The following is a 16,636-nucleotide window of genomic DNA, read 5'->3' as shown; positions in this document are numbered from 1 at the left end:
GACCTCGCGACGAACGTGCAGCTGCTCAGCGACACGCAGGTGCGCATCTGCCGAGTCATCCGCGGTACCGTCGCGCAGGTCTGGCGTGCCCACCACGAGCCGGCGCTCCTGCAACAATGGCTACTCGGCCCCGATGGTTGGGCCATGCCGGTGTGTGACGTCGCCACGACCATAGGTGCGGCCTATCGCTACGAATGGGCGCGCGCCGATGGAACGCGGCGCTTCGGCTTCGAAGGCGAGCTGCTCGAGCAGACGGCGCCGTACCGTGCTGTGACCTCGGAGCGGATGATCGATACACCCGGTCCGAGTACGCGCAACGAGATGACACTCGTTGAGACGCAGGGCGGCACGCTGCTCAGCTTGGTGATCACGTATTCCGACAAGGCCATGCGAGACATGATCCTCGACACCGGCATGACCACGGGCGTGGAAACAAGCTACGCGCGACTCGAGCGCGAGGTGCTATTGGCGTAAACCCTTTGGGAGGCGGATCGCGCTACCAGCCACCGGTGGCCGGTCCACCCTTCCAGGGTCCCACGATTTCAGCCGTCACCCACCCGCCGTAGAACCCACCGTCCTGGGGACGAACACGCTCCCCATCGATCAGACATTCGGCGTGGGTAGGGTAGAGCGCGACATGATCGCGGAGCGATTCATAACCATCGAGCGGCACGTCGTACGACCACGCCGCACGCTCCAGTCGCACGTTACCAGCAACCAACGTCCAGTACCGCGCCGCACCCTTCCATTCACAGTGCGACGACCCGGACGCGGGCACGAACGCCGCACGCAGAGCGTCGGTGAATGGCAGATAGAACGATGGTGGGCTGGCGGTTTCGAGCAGACGCAACGCTTTTCGCGTGCGAAGGATTTCGACGACGCCCACACGCACGATCACTTCGCGCGAATCGGCAACAACACGCGGTGGGCGGGGGTAGTCCCACACCGACTCCTGTCCCTCGCCTGTCGGGAGTGCAAACGGCGGGCGCGCTTGTCCGGTCCACGTCCAGAGGGCCGCAGCGCGGCGAAGACGATCGTTCATGGTGAGGCAAACTACTCCCCTCGTTAGCTTTCGTCGACCCCGATCTCCAATCGCTCTCCAGCCATACACATGCACTTTCGTCGACCGATGGTTGCGTTCGCTGCGTGCACCGCACTCGCCGTCCTGTCGCTCGCTGTGCCACAGCGGCGGGCCGATGCGCAGCGGCAGCCCGGCCAGAACTTCGGGTTCTACACCACGACCGGTCTCCGGACCTTCGATCTCGAGGGCGGGTCGGTGAACTCGACGTCGGAGTTCGCCGAGGCACCCTCGGTTGCGGTGTCGGGGCTGCTGACCACCCGGTTGGTGCAGCGACGCAAGAGCGCGTGGATTGTCGGGGTGCGCGGCACCGTGCTCTCGCTGGGCAACTCTGACCGATGCGTCGACGAGTCGGCAACGCCGGGCTGCCAGGATCGCCGTTTCACCGAGCGCGTGTCGTTCCTCACGGGCGGCGCCGTCGACATCCGCTCGACCATCCTGCGCGCGATGGTGGGGCCCGCGCTATACAGTGTGCAGGGCAGTGGCCTCCGCGTCGGTACACAGCTTCGCATCGACTACGCCGCACCGCGCCTCAACGGGCTCACGCCGACGCTGTTCTTCTCGAGTTCCCTGCTCGGCAACCAGCGTGGACGCGCGGCCAATATCTCGACGCTCGGGGTCGGGTTCCGGTGGGTGCGGCGGCGGTAACGAAAGCGTGGCGAAGACTCTGATGCAAAGCGCCGTATCCGGAGAGAAGGCGCTTAAAACGTCGCGCCCTGCGTCGCTCCGTGACTGGTGCTCTGATCATAGCGCGCCTGCTCGAGCTTCATCGCATTCAGGATCGGCTCCGCTGCGATGCGCACATCCGCGTCAATCGAGGAACACGCTTGTTGCGGTATGCTTTCGATCGCTTTCCTCGCGCGCCCCGCTCCCGCGTACGCGAGTTCGCGGTGTCCGTGCTCATGTACGGCAAGCGCACGTCGGAAGCGTGCCCACTCGGTCACGATAACTGGATCTGCGGTAGCAGCAGCGGTCCATTCAGGCAGCGTGACGATCGACGTCAGCGTCACAGCTGCGCGTGTTACGCGGCACAGTGTGCCTTCCCGACCAGTTTCGTAACGCCACGTGAGCTGCCACTTGTAGAGGCCCGCGTAGTTGCGCTCCAGCAACGTCCCATCGGGCACGTGAAGCTGCGCGCGTATCGTAGCGCGATCAGTGCCGGTCACCGCATACGTCTCCGCGCGGTGCGCGATGACTACACCAGCGGGCGCCTCGATCCGACCGAGGACGTCCGCCGCCAGCGCAGGTTCGCTCGGCGCGGAGGGACGGGCGCACGAGGAAAAAGCGATCGCCGTGGCGACGAAGGATAGCCAGATTCTCATATGGTGGTTTGTGGCGATAGAATTCATGTGCACTCGACCGACCGCTCTCACAGAGATCGCCGCATTTCACTGAACCGCAACGATCCAGCCGCATCCGTCTCTTCGCAAGGGCGCGAACGGCAAATCGCTGATGTACGTCCGGACCACGACGGCCGTGACCCCTCAGTCCGATACGTTGGAAAGACCCGGCACGCCGTTACGCGCGCGCGGCCATCTCCCTCGCGATCTGCTCCACCCGGACGAGCGGCGCATCAAAACGCGAGACGAGAGACAAGGCACCTGAATTATTGGCCGATATGCAGACCATCATGGAGCCGCAGAACCAAGCGGAACCGCGGTTGCGCACGACATTGCTCTATAAGAATATGACCGCTCAGACGATGCACGATGCACGATGCACGATGCACTCGTGGCCAAGGGATGGACTGACCATGCCTTGCCAACCGTGCGGACCATCTCCAACATGCTCAATCGCCAGGAGTATCGGTTGCGGACGGTTGCCAAGACGAAGGTTTCGAAAAAACAGCGCAACCGCCGCGATCTTCGCCAACGTCCGTCTGACGAATGCGCAGGTATACGCCGACCCGGCCATCCTGAGAATCAGTATGGCTACCAGGGCGACGGTGCATGTCGGTGCGTATTCCCGACGCGGTCAATCCCGAGGGCGGATCGCGATCGCGGTATGGGATCATGACATGCGACCGAAAGAAAAAATGTGCCTGGAGGCATTCTGGAGCCGGTGACCGGACGAGCGTTCGTGTTTTTCGGCAGCAGTAACAGGACCAGCGATTTCATGGTTGATCGACTACTGCTGTGGTGGGAAGAACGACAGTCGGCGTTCGCACTGGTCAAGCAATTGGTGATCAACTTGGATAACGGCCCGGAATGCAACGGACGCCGCAGTCAATCTTTGAAGTCGACACGCTCGCGTAACCGACCTGCCATGGCCCCATGCGGATCGTCGCTGTGATCACGCAACGGTCCGTGATCGACCAGATCCTCACGAACCTGCGCACCCGCGTCTCCACGGCCGTACCCGGCGGCGCGCGGAGTCCCCCCTCGACTCGGCGCCCCTCACGGTGCCCGGAGCAGCTGTTCCCGCCACCGCCATTCGAAGACGGCAAGGGCACCCACCAACAGCCCCTCGATCAGGAGGTGTGCAAGGCCGAACATCGAGGCGGTCGAGGCAAGTACGAGGGCCGCGACGCCACACGCGATGGCCCATGTCGCGTTGGCGACAGCTAATAGCACGATCAAGGCGCGCGGACGCACGCGGCGTATGGCAAGGGAGAACGAAAAAAGACCGTATGTCAGGTTGGCCATCGCCATAGCTATCAGCAGTGACGGCGGCATTGCGTAGATCCCGCTCAACTACCCACGGAGCGCGAGCATGGCGACACCGCCGAGGAATCCTGCACTACAGTCAATCCACAAAAGCGTCTGCGCTACTCGCACCGGAAATGTCTCTCTCTCAGAATTTCCGGCGTGCTGCGGAACCCCGCATCGTGCTACAAAGACCGTCGAAAAACTCGATCATGCGCACTACGGCAGGAGTGCCGGGCCCGCGCCAAGCAGCCAGATCGCCCAGCCGACGGTGGTCCCGATCAGGAGCCCCGACCACGCCGCAGCGCGCTCTCCCGCGCGAAGACGACGGTTCACGGTCCAGAACACGACAACCGGTATGAGCGACGTGCCCGCCAAGAGCGCGTCACCCGACCACGCGAGCGCCACACCGGCTTTGTACTCGTCGAACTCGGGGGGCGCGAGCTGGGAGCCGATGAGCCACGCCCCCACATTCACGATCGTGTATGGCACGCCGACCACGAAACGCGACGCGGCGGTGACGGCCAACGCCGTCGCCCACGGAGAAGCAGCACGCCAGAAGATCCAGGCACAGGCGCCAAGGGCGAGCGCCGCGCTCACAAGCGGTCCGGCGAGCGTGGCCAGGCCCAACGCGGCCGGCGGAAGACCGGCTGCAGTACCAGGGTCGACGCTGTTGAAGTGGAGTGTCGGATTTGGAAACCCGACCGCGCGGGCGACGAGTAGGTGACCGAGTTCGTGGAGCACGATCGTGACCGGCGCCAGCATCAGGCTCCACGTGGCCCACGGAAATGAGCGATCCATCCGCCGCCACGCCACGTCACGCCACTTCACTGGCTCGGCACAACATTCACGATCACCTTGCCGCGCGCCCGACCCTTCTCCAGATACTCCACCGCCGCCGGTAGCTCGGCCATCGGGTAGCGACGATCAATCGCCGACGTGACCTTGCCAGCCTGCATGAGATCGCGAAGGACCTCGAGTTCTTGTTGGTTCGTCGACGCGAGCATCGAGACGAATGTCGGCGTGACGAACGGTGCAACGATCATCGCTTCGAGCGATTGGATACCCGGACCGATCCACCGGTTGTCATTCGTACCACCAACGATCACACAAATTCCCGATGGCGGCATGACACCTGCGACGGCTCGCACGGAGTGGTTGCTGACGAGGTCGATGATCACGTCATATCGCTGCGTGCCTTTGGTGAAATCGTCCTTCGTGTAGTCGATCACGCTATCCGCTCCGAACGACTTGACCAGTGCGATGTTGCGGCCACTCGCTACACCGGTCACGTGTGCACCGTAAGACTTGGCGATCTGAACGGCGAAGCTCCCGACGCCCCCGGACGCGCCGTTGATGAGAACACGCTGCCCGGCCTTCACTTTCCCCTTGTCGCGAACGGCTTGCAGCGCCGTGACGGCGGCTATGCCGACGGCCGCTGCTTGTTCGAACGTGGCACTGTCCGGCATCATCGCGATGGCATCGCCTTCGTTCATCGTGCTGAACTCTGCAAAAGTCCCATCACCAGAACCGAACACACGATCACCGATCTTGAAGCGCGTAACCGCAGCGCCGACAGCTTCGATCGTGCCCGCGAAGTCGGAACCGATCTTGTGGTTCGTGGGCGCACCGATTCCCGATGAGATGCGCATGAGATACGGCTTCCCGCGCATGTAGTGCCAGTCCAATGGATTGATCGACACCGCGTGGATTTTCACCAACACCTCACTGTCCGCAGGCGTCGGCCTACCTACGTCGCGCATCTGCAGCACCGTCGGTGACCCGTAGCAAGAGTAACGATAGGCTTTGATGGTCGAGGCCGTGGCGGCCGAGGGTGCGGTCGTCGGGCACGCGGCGTCGTAGCTGATTGTCAGACCCAATGCCGCCACGCTCGTCACCAACAACGCGGCCACTGTCGCCAACACCGGTGTCCGTAGACGCATGCGGAGTCTCGTCTCGAAATGGGATCGACGCCGCTTTAGGGCGGGGCGGTCGCGTGGTTGACCGTGGCGTCAGGTATTCGCTACGGAGGCGAGAGACGGCAGGTTTCGAGGTGAGACGGGGTCAATGTGGTCGCTCTCTGTCAACGGCGAGTTTCGACACACCCGATGCCCGGGGAGTTCACGGCAGCTTATCCCAGCCGTGCGTATCCGCCCAGCGGATGGCCTTTGCGGTGCTCCACAGCGAGAAGAACGACCAGAGCGCGACGAAGAGCAGGAGCGGCGTGTCCTGGGCCAGCGGCACGGTCGCTCCCGCCTTGGCCGCCACGGCTGCGACGCCGGTCGAGAGTAACGCCAAGGAAAAGACGGCGTAGAACCCCCACGCGACGACGCGATTCGGTACGCCGATGAGCGTCACGCGCACGATCCAGGGCGGCTTTGGCGCGTTGGACTTCAGTGGTGACGCCGCCTCACGGAGTGCGGTCTCGAACGCCGCTTCGCCAATGCCCGCGTCGAGTGCAGCCCGCCGCAAATCGGCCACGTGCACGGTGCCGCAGCCCAGATAATCAGACACCTTGCCGGACGAACGGATCCGGCGTGACCTTTCAGGTCGTGAGCGAGGTGGGACGGTCCATGATCGTTTCTCTGACACAACGTCAGGATCAGCCTGCGGGGTCACGCAATACCCACCTTTCCAATCGTTCCTCTCATGCGCGCATCGTATCTCCTGCGTTTCGTCGCACTCCTCGCCCCGACATTGCTTGCCGCGCAATCGCAACCGCAAACACGCCCGCGCGGACGCGAGCTTGGCATTCCGTTTCCCGGCACACCGGGGCCGCTCAACGCGATCACCGACGTCGCTGGCGTGGCCGTGGGACACACCACACTCGTGAGTGGTGATCCCGGACCTGTAGTGCGCGGCACCGGACCGATACGCACCGGAGTGACAGCAATTCTGCCGCGCGCCAAAGGGGATTGGGATTTCGTGATGGCCGCCACGTTCAATCAGAACGGCAATGGCGATATGACGGGCGTCAATTGGGTGAAGGAATCGGGCTTTCTCGAGGGACCCATTCTGCTGACCGGGACACATAGCGTCGGTACGGTGCGTGACGCGACCATCGAATGGCAGATTCGAAACGGTCGGGAATTCATCTTCACCTATCCGCTGGTCACGGAAACGTTCGATGTGCTGAACGACGCGACCGGCGCCCATGTGAAGCGCGAACACGCGTGGGCTGCACTCGATGCGGCGAAAACGGGCGCAGTTCGCGAGGGCGGCGTGGGTGGCGGCACCGGCATGAGCTGTAACGGATTCAAAGGCGGCATCGGCACGTCATCGCGTCAGATTCCGAAGGCCGGCGGCGGTCATTACACGCTGGGCATACTCGTACAATGCAACTACGGCGGCGACCTCGCCGTCCTCGGCGCACCTGTTGGCCGCGAGCTACAGGATATTTCCGGTCTCTGCACGGTACTGCACGGTGCGCCGACACGCGCGTTCCTGCGCTTTGTTCCCAAGTGCAAGGCCATGGCTCCCGAACGCAATGACGATGACGATGACGACACCGTGACCGGGCGCGGGTCGATCATCATCATCATTGCGACCGACGCGCCGATGTTGCCGCATCAACTCGAGCGCATCGCCAAACGCGCGGGTATGGGACTCGGCAAGCTGGGAAGCGCGGCCACGAACGGATCGGGCGATCTGTTTCTTGCGTTCTCCACCGTGAGCCGTGCAACCGCCAACGACGTATCAGAACGCGAGATCCGCATGCTTCCCAACGATGCCTTGGATCCGTATTTCCGTGCCACGATCCATGCGACCGAAGAAGCCGTCGTGAACGCGATGCTCGCGGCCGACACGATGGTGGGTGCCGATGGGCTGCGCGTGATGGGCCTGCCAGGCGACCGGTTGGTAGACGTGTTGCGGAAGTACAAACGGATGCCGTAAGACAGCCTCTGCGGCGTTACTGATCAGTGCAGCAAATAGTTCTGGATTGTCTATGATAACATCCCGACGTTTTGGCATTCGAACCGCCTCCGTTATCGATGTGCCTTGGGAATGGGGTCGTTTTGTCTGGTCTCGACGTGACCGGCGAGGCGCTGCATGTCGGTCGTTTGCGCGAAGGCGCGTGGGACCGTCACTCACAGAAGCACCGTAACCACAGGAGTGGTGGCTCGGCACGCCCGGGTCCGCCGACGCGATGCCCGTATCGATCAGTGTTGCTGTTCTTCGCGTCTCTTCGCGTGCTCCGCGAGCTTCGCGCGAACCGGCGGACTCTCCGACAGCTCCGCGGCAGCCGCACGCACCGCGGTTCGCGCGAAGTCCGCGAAGATCGCGAAGGCCCGCGAAGCACAGCAACCACAGGAGTGGTGGTTCGACGCACCCAGGTCCGCCGGTGTGATGCCCGTATCGATCATTTTTGTGGTGCTTCGCGTCTCGCGAAACTGTTCGTGGCCCAGAACAAGGCGGACGTTCGCGTGATGCTGTGGCCGAGAGGATGGCTCCGTGCGCCGACATCTCGTCCGCTGCCAGAGGCCACCGCAGATCATTCAGAACCTGTTCCACGAGAAGCACGTGCAGCACACCGCACGACGGCACTACGAACAAATTGGCGGCCTAGTCATTAACTCCCCGTCGATTCCCGCTTGTGTTGCCCGCCCCAGCCGCCAGAATCCACCCATGACCATTCCAACAGAGATGCGCGCCGCCGTCATCACGCGGGCGGGCGGGCCGGATGTGCTGGCCATTCAGAATCGACCAGTGCCGACGCCCGGTCCGGGTGAGGTGCTCGTTCGCGTCCGGTCGTCGGCCCTCAATCGTGCCGACGTACTCCAGCGCGCTGGCCGCTATCCGGCGCCACCGGGTGTGCCGATCGATATTCCGGGACTCGAGTTCGCCGGCGAGGTGGTCGGTAACGGTCCCGATGCGCTGCTGTGGTCAGTCGGCGCGCGCGTATGCGGTCTGGTTGGCGGCGGGGCACACGCGGAGTACCTGGTCACACACGAACGGGCCGTCGCGGCCGTGCCACACGCGCTCGACTGGGCCATCGCGGGCGCGGCGCCCGAGGCCTGCATCACGGCGCACGACGCGCTGGTGGGCCAAGCGCAGATACGCCCCGGCGACACGGTGCTGATTCACGCCGTAGGCAGCGGCGTGGGACTCACGGCGGTGCAGATCGCGCGCCAACTGGGCGCGACTGTGTTCGGCACGGCCCGCACCGAGTCGAAGTTGGACATCGCCCGCGACTTGGGGCTCACGGCGGGCGCCACACCGGGGGAACGCGGCTGGGTCGCGTTAGCCGCAAAGGAGTGGACCGGCGGCCGAGGAATTGATATCGTGCTCGACTTGCTCGGCGGCGACTACGTGCGCGAAAGCGTGGCCGCGCTGGCGCCGAAAGGACGGTTGGTGTTGATCGGCACGTTGGCCGGTCTCGAAAGCACACTTGATTTGCGCTACATGCTGTCGCGCCGACTCACGGTGCGAGGCACCGTGCTCCGTAGTCGGCCCATCGAAGAGCGCATCGCCGTCACGCAGGCGTTTGCCCGCGAGGTGATGCCGTGGCTCGCCAACGGCGCGGTACAGCCACGTATCGATTGCACGTTCCCACTCGAGCAGATAGCCGACGCCCATACGCGCATGGAGAGCAACGAGACGGCCGGTAAGATCGCCATCCTCATGTAACTGCGTCGTGTTGGCGCCCCACGCGCTAGCGGCGCGGCATGAGGATGGTGTAGTCGAAGTCCAACACCACACACGGGTCATACGCGCCCGCCGCGTCGCGATCGGTGAAGTCACACGCGGCACGATCCTTCAGCGCCACCGTGCGCACCCGGGCCGCGCCCACATGCGCCACGCCGTCGAGTGCATCCGTCGCCAGGATTTCGGACCACGCATAGATCGTGTCACCAGCGAACGATGGATTCGTATGCCGCCCACCATGAATGGCCACCATTCCCACCGCATTCGCCAGTCCGTTGAACGACAACGCACGACTGATACTGATGATGTGTCCCCCGTACACGATCCGACGACCGAATCGTCCCTCGCGCTCGACGTGCTGATTGAAGTGCACCCGCGCCGTGTTCTGAAACAGACGCGCCGGCCGCGAACGCGGTCGGTACGTGCAGTGAGGCGGGCGGCACGAACGCGGGCAGTTCCGGAACCACCACCTCGGGCGCGGCCGCGGCGCTGTCGCGCTTCCGCACCATCACCCACCGCGCGTACTCCACCACCATGTCGCCGTGCTGATTGCGACCGACCGAATGCACGTACACCACGCCCGTCGTGCCGTCACGGTTCTGCTTGACGCCCGTGACGCGTAAAATCGTGGAGAGCGTATCACCCGGATACGCCGGCACGCCGAAGCGTCCGCCGGCGTAGCCCAGATTCGCGATCGCGTTCAACGAAATGTCGGGTACGGTTTTGCCGAACACGATATGGAACACCAGCATCGAATCGACCGGCGCGCGCACGTAACCCAGAGCCTGTGCAAACGGCGCTGATGAATGCACGGCGAAACGGCCACCGTACAGCGCCGTATACATCGCCACATCGCCACATCGCCGTCGGTGACCGTGCGCGGTGTGGCGTGCACCAGCTCCTGGCCAACGAAGAAATCCTCGAAGAAATTACCTGGCTGCGTTTTGGTCATGGCTGGCGTTCGATTACAAACCGTACTCTTCGGCCAACGCCGGATCGCGCTGCGCCACCAGGCGCGCCAGATCGACCACCACCTTGGCCTGTTTCCATGTGGCGTCGTCCTGCATCTTGCCGTCGATCATGGCGACACCATTCCCATCGGGCATGGCATCCAGAATACGCTTGGCAAAGAGCACTTCGTTCACGTCGGGGCTGAATACGCGGCGAGCAATATCGATCTGGTTGGGGGCGAGGGACCACGCCCCGCTGCATCCCATGATGAACGCGTTGCGGAACTGCGCCTCGCACCCCGCTTCGTCCTTGAGATCACCGAAGGGACCGTAGAACGCACCGATGCCGCTGGCGGCACAGGCATCGACCATCCGTGCCACGGTGTAGTGCCACAGATCCTGCTGGGCAAAGGCACGCGCGGTGTTCTCCGCGCCCGGATCACTCAGCACGCCATAGAACGGATGTCCACCACCCACGCGCGTGGTCTTCATACCGCGTGAGGCCGCGAGATCGGTGGGACCAAGGCTCATGCCGTGCATACGCGGACTGGACTGCGCGATCTGCTAGACATTCTTCACCCCTTCGGCGGTTTCCAGCAGCGCGTGAATGAGGATCGGGCGCGTGATGTGGTAACGTGCCTCGAGCAGCGACAGATACTGATCGACAAAATGAATGTCCCATGGCCCTTCGACCTTGGGGATCATCACCGCATCCACCACGTTCCCCGCTTCACGGACGATGTGCTCGAGATCATCGAGAATCCACGGACTGTTCAGGCAGTTCACGCGCACCCAGAGCGCCGTCGTGCCGAAGCTGTTGGCGTTGGCCACCTCGATGAACCCCGCACGGGCCGCCTCTTTGTCGGCCACTGGGATCGCGTCTTCCAGGTTGCCGCACAACACGTCTGCTTTCGCGATCATCTCCGGCATCCGCGCGCGGATCTTCTCGATATGCGGCGGGAAGAAGTGGATCATGCGTTCCGGGCGTACCGGACGTTCACGAAACGGAGCCGGCGCGCCGATCGCGAGGGGCTTATAAAAGTTGTTTGGGAAACGCATGAACGGAGGGGTAGAAGTCGAAGAAATCAATGAGGTGGGAGACGGCTACGGCGTAACGCCCGCCACGATCCCCGCGTCGTGCAGGGCGCCGACGGCGGACTCGGACAGCCCGAGCAGAGTCAGCAGGATTTCGTCGGTATGTTGGCCGAGTCGGGGCGCTGGTCGCACGGGCACGCGATCGCAGGCGCCGAACGCCAGCGGTGACCCCGGCGCGATATACCGGCCCACGCCGGGTTGATCGATCTCGCTGAACATCGGATTGGCCACCGACAAGTCATCGTCGAGCGCCATCGCCTCGCGCACCGTGCGATACGGCCCCCACGTGACCCGCTGCGCATCCAGCGCTGCCGCCACCTCGACGTACGACCGCGCGGAAAACCACGGGGTGAGGAGATCGGCGATCGTCTCGCGCGCCTCGAACCGATTGCCTTCGAGCGTAAGGTCGAGTCCACGCGGGCGCTCGAGTGCCGCGATGTCGGCGGCAATGTCGGTGGCCGCGCAGAGCGTCCGCCACTGTACATCCGTGAGACCGACCACCATCACGCAACGACCATCGCAGGTGCCAAAATCGCGTCCGAAGGCGCCGTACAGATCGTTGCCATAGCGCGCACGATCGACATCGTTGATCGCCACTTCCGCCACCATCCCAGATGTCCCAGCATGGCGAGTCCGACATCTTTGAGCGCCAACGTCACCAACTGACCAGCTCCGCCGCGTGAGCGGTATCGCTCCGCAGCCAACAGCGCGACGGCGAGCATGTTACCGGCAATCGCATCCCAGGCGGGTAACACATGATTCACGGGGCGGTCGTCGTTGGTGGCGCCGGTGAGGGCCGGAAACCCGAGCGCTGGGTTCACCGTGTAATCGACCTCCGACCCCCCATCACGGCGGCCGACCAGATGCGCCATGATCAGATCGTGGCGATGCGTACGCAGCGTGTCGTACGCGAGCCAGCTGCGGGCCGGAACGTTCGTGCTGAAAATGCCAGTGTCGGGCCCGGGCAGCGCGATGAGTTGCGTGAGGAGCTCCTAGCCGCGCGGCGATCGGATATCCACGGCGATGGATCGTTTGCCCTTGTTGAGGCCCGCCCAGAACAGGCTCGTGCCGTTGCGGGTGACTGGCCAGCGGCGATAGTCCAAGCCGCCGCCGATCGGATCGAAGCGAATCACATCCGCGCCCAATTGCGCCAACGTCATCCCGCCCAGCGGAGCCGCCACGAATGCGGACCCCTCGATCACGCGCAATCCCGCGGGAATTCCGGACATGGCGGCGGTCAGATCACGCGCTGCTGACGCCGGTCGATATGGGGGTATGCGATCTCGAGCACTTCGGCGCCAAATTCACCTACGACCAACGCCACGGCATTCACTTCAAGCAACTCAGGAGAACCCACGTGGCCCATTCCGCATCAAGGACGAGACCGGCATGACGACCCTGGAATATACCGACTGGCACGGACGGTCAGAAACCGTGCGCGACGAGTTGGCGTCCACGCAGATGCTGGCCGCCGCCGCCACGTTCGGCGATGCCGCTTTCTCTCTGGCAGGGCTGGAGATGATTCCCGCGCTCTGGCATTGGTTCTATTTCCTGCCGCTCGTTGCGCAAGATCACCTCGCATCCGACGGTCACCCTGAGCGCGGTGGATTCCTGCCGCCCGTGCCATTGCCTCGGCGGATGTTCGCCGGCGCGCGCACCGTCTTTCACGCGCCGCTCCGCATCGATACCCCAGCGCAGCGCGTCGGCGTGATTCGCGACGTCACGATGAAAGAGGGGAAGTCGGGCCGACTGGCCTTCGTCACCATGGGCTACAGGATCTGGCAGAACGAAGTGCTCTGCATCGAGGAGGAGCAGGACATCGTGTATCGCGAACAGGGCGCGCCGATGGTAGCACCAATACCGATCGTGCTGCCGTCGGCGCCCACGCACGCCTGGACCCGTGACATCACTCCAGATTCACGTTTGCTCTTTCGTTTTTCGGCGCTGACGTTCAACGCGCATCGTATTCACTACGACCGGGAGTACGCCACGCGTGTCGAGCAGTACCCCGGGCTGGTCGTGCACGGACCGCTCACGGCGGTGTTGCTCGCCAATCTCGTGCGGCAACATGCGGGGCGGCCGCTGGCCGCCTTCTCGTTTCGCGGCGTGGCACCGCTGTTCGATCTCGCGCCGTACCGCCTTATCGCGATGCCGGATGGTGACACCGTGACCTGCCACGCGCTGGCGCCGGATGGATCGATCGCGCTGCAGGCGACCGCGACACTGGTGCCGGAGTGATATTGGCGGCGGCTACAACGAGACTCGAGCCACTGTAGGAACCGCGGCTCTCGGTTTCAGCACCGAGGCGCGTTCGTCGGGCTACGCCGGCCCCAACACCTCGAAGAAGAACGGCTCCAGCTCGATCACGAACGGTTGCGCCGCGCCAGCGGGCTGCCACACAATCCGCTCCGCATGGATGGTCGGCCGTTCTTCGCCGGGCAGCCACCGCTCCACGAGACGCGAGTCGAGATCCACAATCCAGTACTCGATATTTGCGTGCTGGTAACGCCCCCGCTTGACCACGCGATCGTACCGTGCGGTGCCAGGCGACAGCACCTCGACGAACAGCAGCGGGGTCCCGCGCTCATCGTCCGTGCGGGGGCGATGGCCGGCGGCGAGAGGAACGACATATACGTCTGGTTGCACGAGCGTACGCGGATCGAGCACCCATTCTGAGGGGGCGACAAACACGGCGCCGAGACCGATCGGACGGACGAGCGTTTCCAGTGCCATGGCCAGCAAGAGCACAGCCGACTGGTGTGCCGCGCGCGGCGTCGGACTCATGAGCAAGACCCCGTCCACGCACTCGTATCGACGCGAGGGGTCGTCGGGGAGCGCCTGGACTTCTGCGGCTGTCCAGTGTCGGGGCTCGAACGCGGGCATGGCCATAGTGTGTCGAGAGCAAGGGGATCTGCGCAAGGGAGCATGGTACACGATGCGATCACTCGGCCGGATGTAAGTCACCGGAACGACGCAGCCAGTGTCTTTCCGATGCGGTCGTGTCGCGTCTGGTGGCGGGCCGTCGAATCCCGCAGCTACGACCGCGATTCGTTAAAGCAGCACGTCGCCGCGCCGAATGCCAGCGGCTACCGCCTCGGCGCGACGATGCACGCCGAGCTTTTCGAAGACGGCTGCCAGGTGAAACTTGACAGTACTTCGGCTGATGCCAAGACGTACACCAATGGCGGCATTGCTCAAACCCTCGGACAACGCCTGCAGCACTTCACGTTCGCGATCGGAGAGCGTTGACGGCGTGGCGTCCGTACGGTCATTCGTTTCGACCACGCGAACATCGGCGGCCGAGGCGGTTGCGACGAAGCGGACGTCGGCGTGGGCGCCGAGTGCGTCGCGCAACACGCGACGCTTCCATGGATCGGAAACGTCGACGAAGACCCGAACCGCACGCGGACGCTCGGTCAATGATCGTTACCGCGCGCCACGGCGCGAGCGCCGATCATCATGGCCACTGGGACGCTCACCGATCGTGACGATCACGCGCACGAACACGCCACCGCGCAGCAGGTCGAACGACACGGCACGCCCCGGTGCCATGTGTTGCAGCACGTCCAACACATCGTGCGGCTCGTGTACCGCCGCACCGTCGAGGGCCAACACGATATCGCCCACCAACAACCCGCTGGTCGCCGCCGGCCCACTCTCGGCCACGCCGATGATCAGCAACCCCCCTTCGCGTCCCTGTGCCGCGACCTTGGCCGATTCGCCTACGCGCACGGCCTGCAGCGCTGCACCCAGCCATCCACGGGGCACATAGCCCGTCGCGACCAGCTGAGACACGACACGCTCCACCGTGTCCGCCGGAATGGTTGTTGCCAATTGCTGGCTCAGACCGCCGCTGTTGATACCATGCACACGGCCCGCGGCGTCAACGAGTGGACTGCCACCGAAACCTGGGTAGAGCGCGAAGCCCGACTGAATGCGACGGCTGTACTCACCGCCTTTCCACGTGCGCCATGCATGGCCAATCGTGCTTATAGCGCCGAAGGACACGCGCGGGCCGCTGTCGTCGAGCCGAGCGACCGCCATGGCGAGATGCCCCGGTCGCAGGGTCGTGGGATCACCAATCGTTGCGGGGGCGAAGGAGACGCCGGCCGCGACGCGAAGCACCGCCAGGTCGCTGGCGGCATCGCGCCCCACCAACGTGGCGGCGACGCGGCGACCATCGGGAATGGTGATCGTGATGTTCTGTTCGCGACGCACTGTGGCGTCGGTGGTGACGATGAGACCGTCGCGCCAATGGACGCCCGTTGACGCCAGCCGTTCGCGGGCATGTACGGCCACAACGGAAAGCGCGGCGTGTTCGACAGCACTGGCCAATTGATCCGAGACGGCGGTGAGCGACAGCGGCTCGGCGTGAGGCGACTGCGCTGAACTTTCGTGCGTGTCGGGATGCGACATGGGAGACTCGGTGGTGTGAAGCGACTGGATAGTCTCGATGCGAGAGACGTGAACAGACGTACACTCACCAATCGCAATGGGTCGCGACACTGGCCAACTGGACGGGTATTCGTGCGCGTAGCGGCCGTTCTCGAGGCTGGAGACAGGGCGTGCTCGACCCAGCACAACGGGGTGCAGGTAGATGCGATACTCGTCGATCAGATCGAGTGCGGTGAGACTGTGCGCTAACGCCACGCCCGCGATTTCGATCTCCCCGTACCGCTCAGCATTCAAAGCGCGGATCGCGCCCGCCGGATTATCCGCTACTGGAATCGCAGAGGGGCCGACCGACCGCAACGAGCGCGACACGACCCATTTCGGCTGCTTGCGCAACGCCGCCGCGAAGGCGTGTTGGGCGGCATCCCATTCCGGATAGTCGTCGTCCCAATACCGCATGATCTCATACACACGTCGCCCGTACACACTGCCCCGTACCCCTGCGTTTCCTCGGTGAAGTGGCGGAAGAGCGTGGGGCTGGGCGCAAACGCGAGATGTTCAATATAGCCGTCCAGGGACTGGTTCATTCCGAACACGAGTATCGCCATACCCACGTCTTGAATGTGGTAGCAACTGAAAATCATCGGTCGCGGCGTATAGGATCGATGCGATCACAAGGACCGTATACCACGTCCGGCGGCAGCGAAATCACCTTTTCCTACAGCATCAACGCTCAAGTTGTGCTGCGACCGATCAAACGAAATGCGGCGCCGCAGGCGCCGCTTCCAGCGCCCGGCCGTCGAGTGCCGCCATTCGGATTGAGCCAAGGC

The 16,636-nt window shown here is 63.9% G+C and carries 15 protein-coding genes and 4 pseudogenes; 6 read left to right on the top strand and 13 right to left on the bottom strand.

Features of this window, described 5'->3' with window-relative positions; all coding sequences use genetic code 11:
• Positions 1-474, top strand: a 474-nt coding sequence (locus ACESNG_RS19380; protein ID WP_373070418.1) for an SRPBCC domain-containing protein, incomplete at its 5' end; no start/stop codon positions are given.
• Positions 475-496: 22 nt separating this feature from the next.
• Here the strand turns inward: ACESNG_RS19380 and ACESNG_RS19375 are convergent.
• Positions 497-1,042: a DUF427 domain-containing protein gene (locus ACESNG_RS19375; protein WP_373070416.1), complete on the bottom strand. Its 546-nt coding sequence runs from the start codon at positions 1,040-1,042 to the stop codon at positions 497-499.
• A gap of 69 nt (positions 1,043-1,111) precedes the next feature.
• Between ACESNG_RS19375 and ACESNG_RS19370 the strand changes: the two genes are divergently transcribed.
• Positions 1,112-1,726, top strand: a complete 615-nt coding sequence (locus ACESNG_RS19370) for a hypothetical protein (protein WP_373061618.1) — start codon at positions 1,112-1,114, stop codon at positions 1,724-1,726.
• A 53-nt stretch (positions 1,727-1,779) separates the two neighbouring features.
• Here the strand turns inward: ACESNG_RS19370 and ACESNG_RS19365 are convergent, their stop codons facing one another.
• A complete protein-coding gene (locus ACESNG_RS19365) occupies positions 1,780-2,400 on the bottom strand; it encodes a DUF922 domain-containing protein (protein ID WP_373070414.1) in 621 nt (206 codons plus the stop codon).
• A 715-nt stretch (positions 2,401-3,115) separates the two neighbouring features.
• Between ACESNG_RS19365 and ACESNG_RS19360 the strand changes: the two genes are divergently transcribed.
• A complete protein-coding gene (locus ACESNG_RS19360; RefSeq protein WP_373061614.1) occupies positions 3,116-3,370 on the top strand; it encodes an ISAzo13-like element transposase-related protein in 255 nt (84 codons plus the stop codon).
• Positions 3,371-3,474: 104 nt separating this feature from the next.
• Here ACESNG_RS19360 and ACESNG_RS19355 read toward each other — a convergent pair whose 3' ends face one another.
• The 4 genes from ACESNG_RS19355 to ACESNG_RS19340 all read right to left on the bottom strand — a co-directional run bounded on the left by ACESNG_RS19355 (position 3,475) and on the right by ACESNG_RS19340 (position 6,237).
• Positions 3,475-3,753 (bottom strand): hypothetical protein, encoded by a 279-nt coding sequence (locus ACESNG_RS19355; protein WP_373061612.1) that lies wholly within the window; start codon positions 3,751-3,753, stop codon positions 3,475-3,477.
• A gap of 189 nt (positions 3,754-3,942) precedes the next feature.
• Positions 3,943-4,524, bottom strand: coding sequence for a hypothetical protein (locus ACESNG_RS19350; protein WP_373070412.1), 582 nt, complete (start codon positions 4,522-4,524; stop codon positions 3,943-3,945).
• 26 nt (positions 4,525-4,550) lie between these two features.
• The gene (locus ACESNG_RS19345; protein WP_373070410.1) at positions 4,551-5,666 is read right to left on the bottom strand and encodes an NAD(P)-dependent alcohol dehydrogenase; all 1,116 of its coding nucleotides are present in this window, start codon (positions 5,664-5,666) and stop codon (positions 4,551-4,553) included.
• 178 nt (positions 5,667-5,844) lie between these two features.
• A complete protein-coding gene (locus ACESNG_RS19340) occupies positions 5,845-6,237 on the bottom strand; it encodes a hypothetical protein (protein ID WP_373064434.1) in 393 nt (130 codons plus the stop codon).
• A gap of 135 nt (positions 6,238-6,372) precedes the next feature.
• Between ACESNG_RS19340 and ACESNG_RS19335 the strand changes: the two genes are divergently transcribed.
• Together ACESNG_RS19335 and ACESNG_RS19330 are read left to right on the top strand one after the other, a co-directional pair.
• Positions 6,373-7,617: a P1 family peptidase gene (locus tag ACESNG_RS19335; protein ID WP_373070408.1), complete on the top strand. Its 1,245-nt coding sequence runs from the start codon at positions 6,373-6,375 to the stop codon at positions 7,615-7,617.
• 732 nt (positions 7,618-8,349) lie between these two features.
• Positions 8,350-9,351 carry an NAD(P)H-quinone oxidoreductase gene (locus ACESNG_RS19330; RefSeq protein ID WP_373064805.1) on the top strand — a complete coding sequence of 334 codons (1,002 nt, stop codon included), beginning with the start codon at positions 8,350-8,352 and terminating at the stop codon, positions 9,349-9,351.
• A 25-nt stretch (positions 9,352-9,376) separates the two neighbouring features.
• Here the strand turns inward: ACESNG_RS19330 and ACESNG_RS19325 are convergent.
• From ACESNG_RS19325 to ACESNG_RS19315, 3 pseudogenes are all read right to left on the bottom strand, one after another.
• Positions 9,377-10,321, bottom strand: a pseudogene (locus tag ACESNG_RS19325) (MaoC family dehydratase).
• 13 nt (positions 10,322-10,334) lie between these two features.
• Positions 10,335-11,378: pseudogene (locus tag ACESNG_RS19320) on the bottom strand (HpcH/HpaI aldolase/citrate lyase family protein).
• Between the two features lie 45 nt (positions 11,379-11,423).
• A pseudogene (locus ACESNG_RS19315) lies at positions 11,424-12,643 on the bottom strand (CoA transferase).
• 160 nt (positions 12,644-12,803) lie between these two features.
• Here ACESNG_RS19315 and ACESNG_RS19310 point away from each other — a divergent pair.
• A complete protein-coding gene (locus ACESNG_RS19310; protein WP_373064182.1) occupies positions 12,804-13,652 on the top strand; it encodes an acyl-CoA dehydrogenase in 849 nt (282 codons plus the stop codon).
• Positions 13,653-13,733: 81 nt separating this feature from the next.
• Here the strand turns inward: ACESNG_RS19310 and ACESNG_RS19305 are convergent, their stop codons facing one another.
• The 4 genes and pseudogenes from ACESNG_RS19305 to ACESNG_RS19290 all read right to left on the bottom strand — a co-directional run.
• The gene (locus ACESNG_RS19305) at positions 13,734-14,303 is read right to left on the bottom strand and encodes a Uma2 family endonuclease (RefSeq protein WP_373064180.1); all 570 of its coding nucleotides are present in this window, start codon (positions 14,301-14,303) and stop codon (positions 13,734-13,736) included.
• 162 nt (positions 14,304-14,465) lie between these two features.
• Positions 14,466-14,834, bottom strand: coding sequence for a response regulator transcription factor (locus ACESNG_RS19300; RefSeq protein WP_373064178.1), 369 nt, complete (start codon positions 14,832-14,834; stop codon positions 14,466-14,468).
• A 6-nt stretch (positions 14,835-14,840) separates the two neighbouring features.
• A complete protein-coding gene (locus ACESNG_RS19295) occupies positions 14,841-15,830 on the bottom strand; it encodes a S1C family serine protease (RefSeq protein ID WP_373064190.1) in 990 nt (329 codons plus the stop codon).
• Positions 15,831-15,974: 144 nt separating this feature from the next.
• Positions 15,975-16,414, bottom strand: a pseudogene (locus tag ACESNG_RS19290) (dihydrofolate reductase family protein); the annotation flags it as partial.
• Positions 16,415-16,636 lie beyond the last annotated feature (222 nt).

The organism is Gemmatimonas sp., from assembly GCF_041689975.1.
Classification (GTDB): Bacteria; Gemmatimonadota; Gemmatimonadetes; order Gemmatimonadales; family Gemmatimonadaceae; genus Gemmatimonas.
This window is presented reverse-complemented; position numbering and strand designations above follow the sequence as displayed.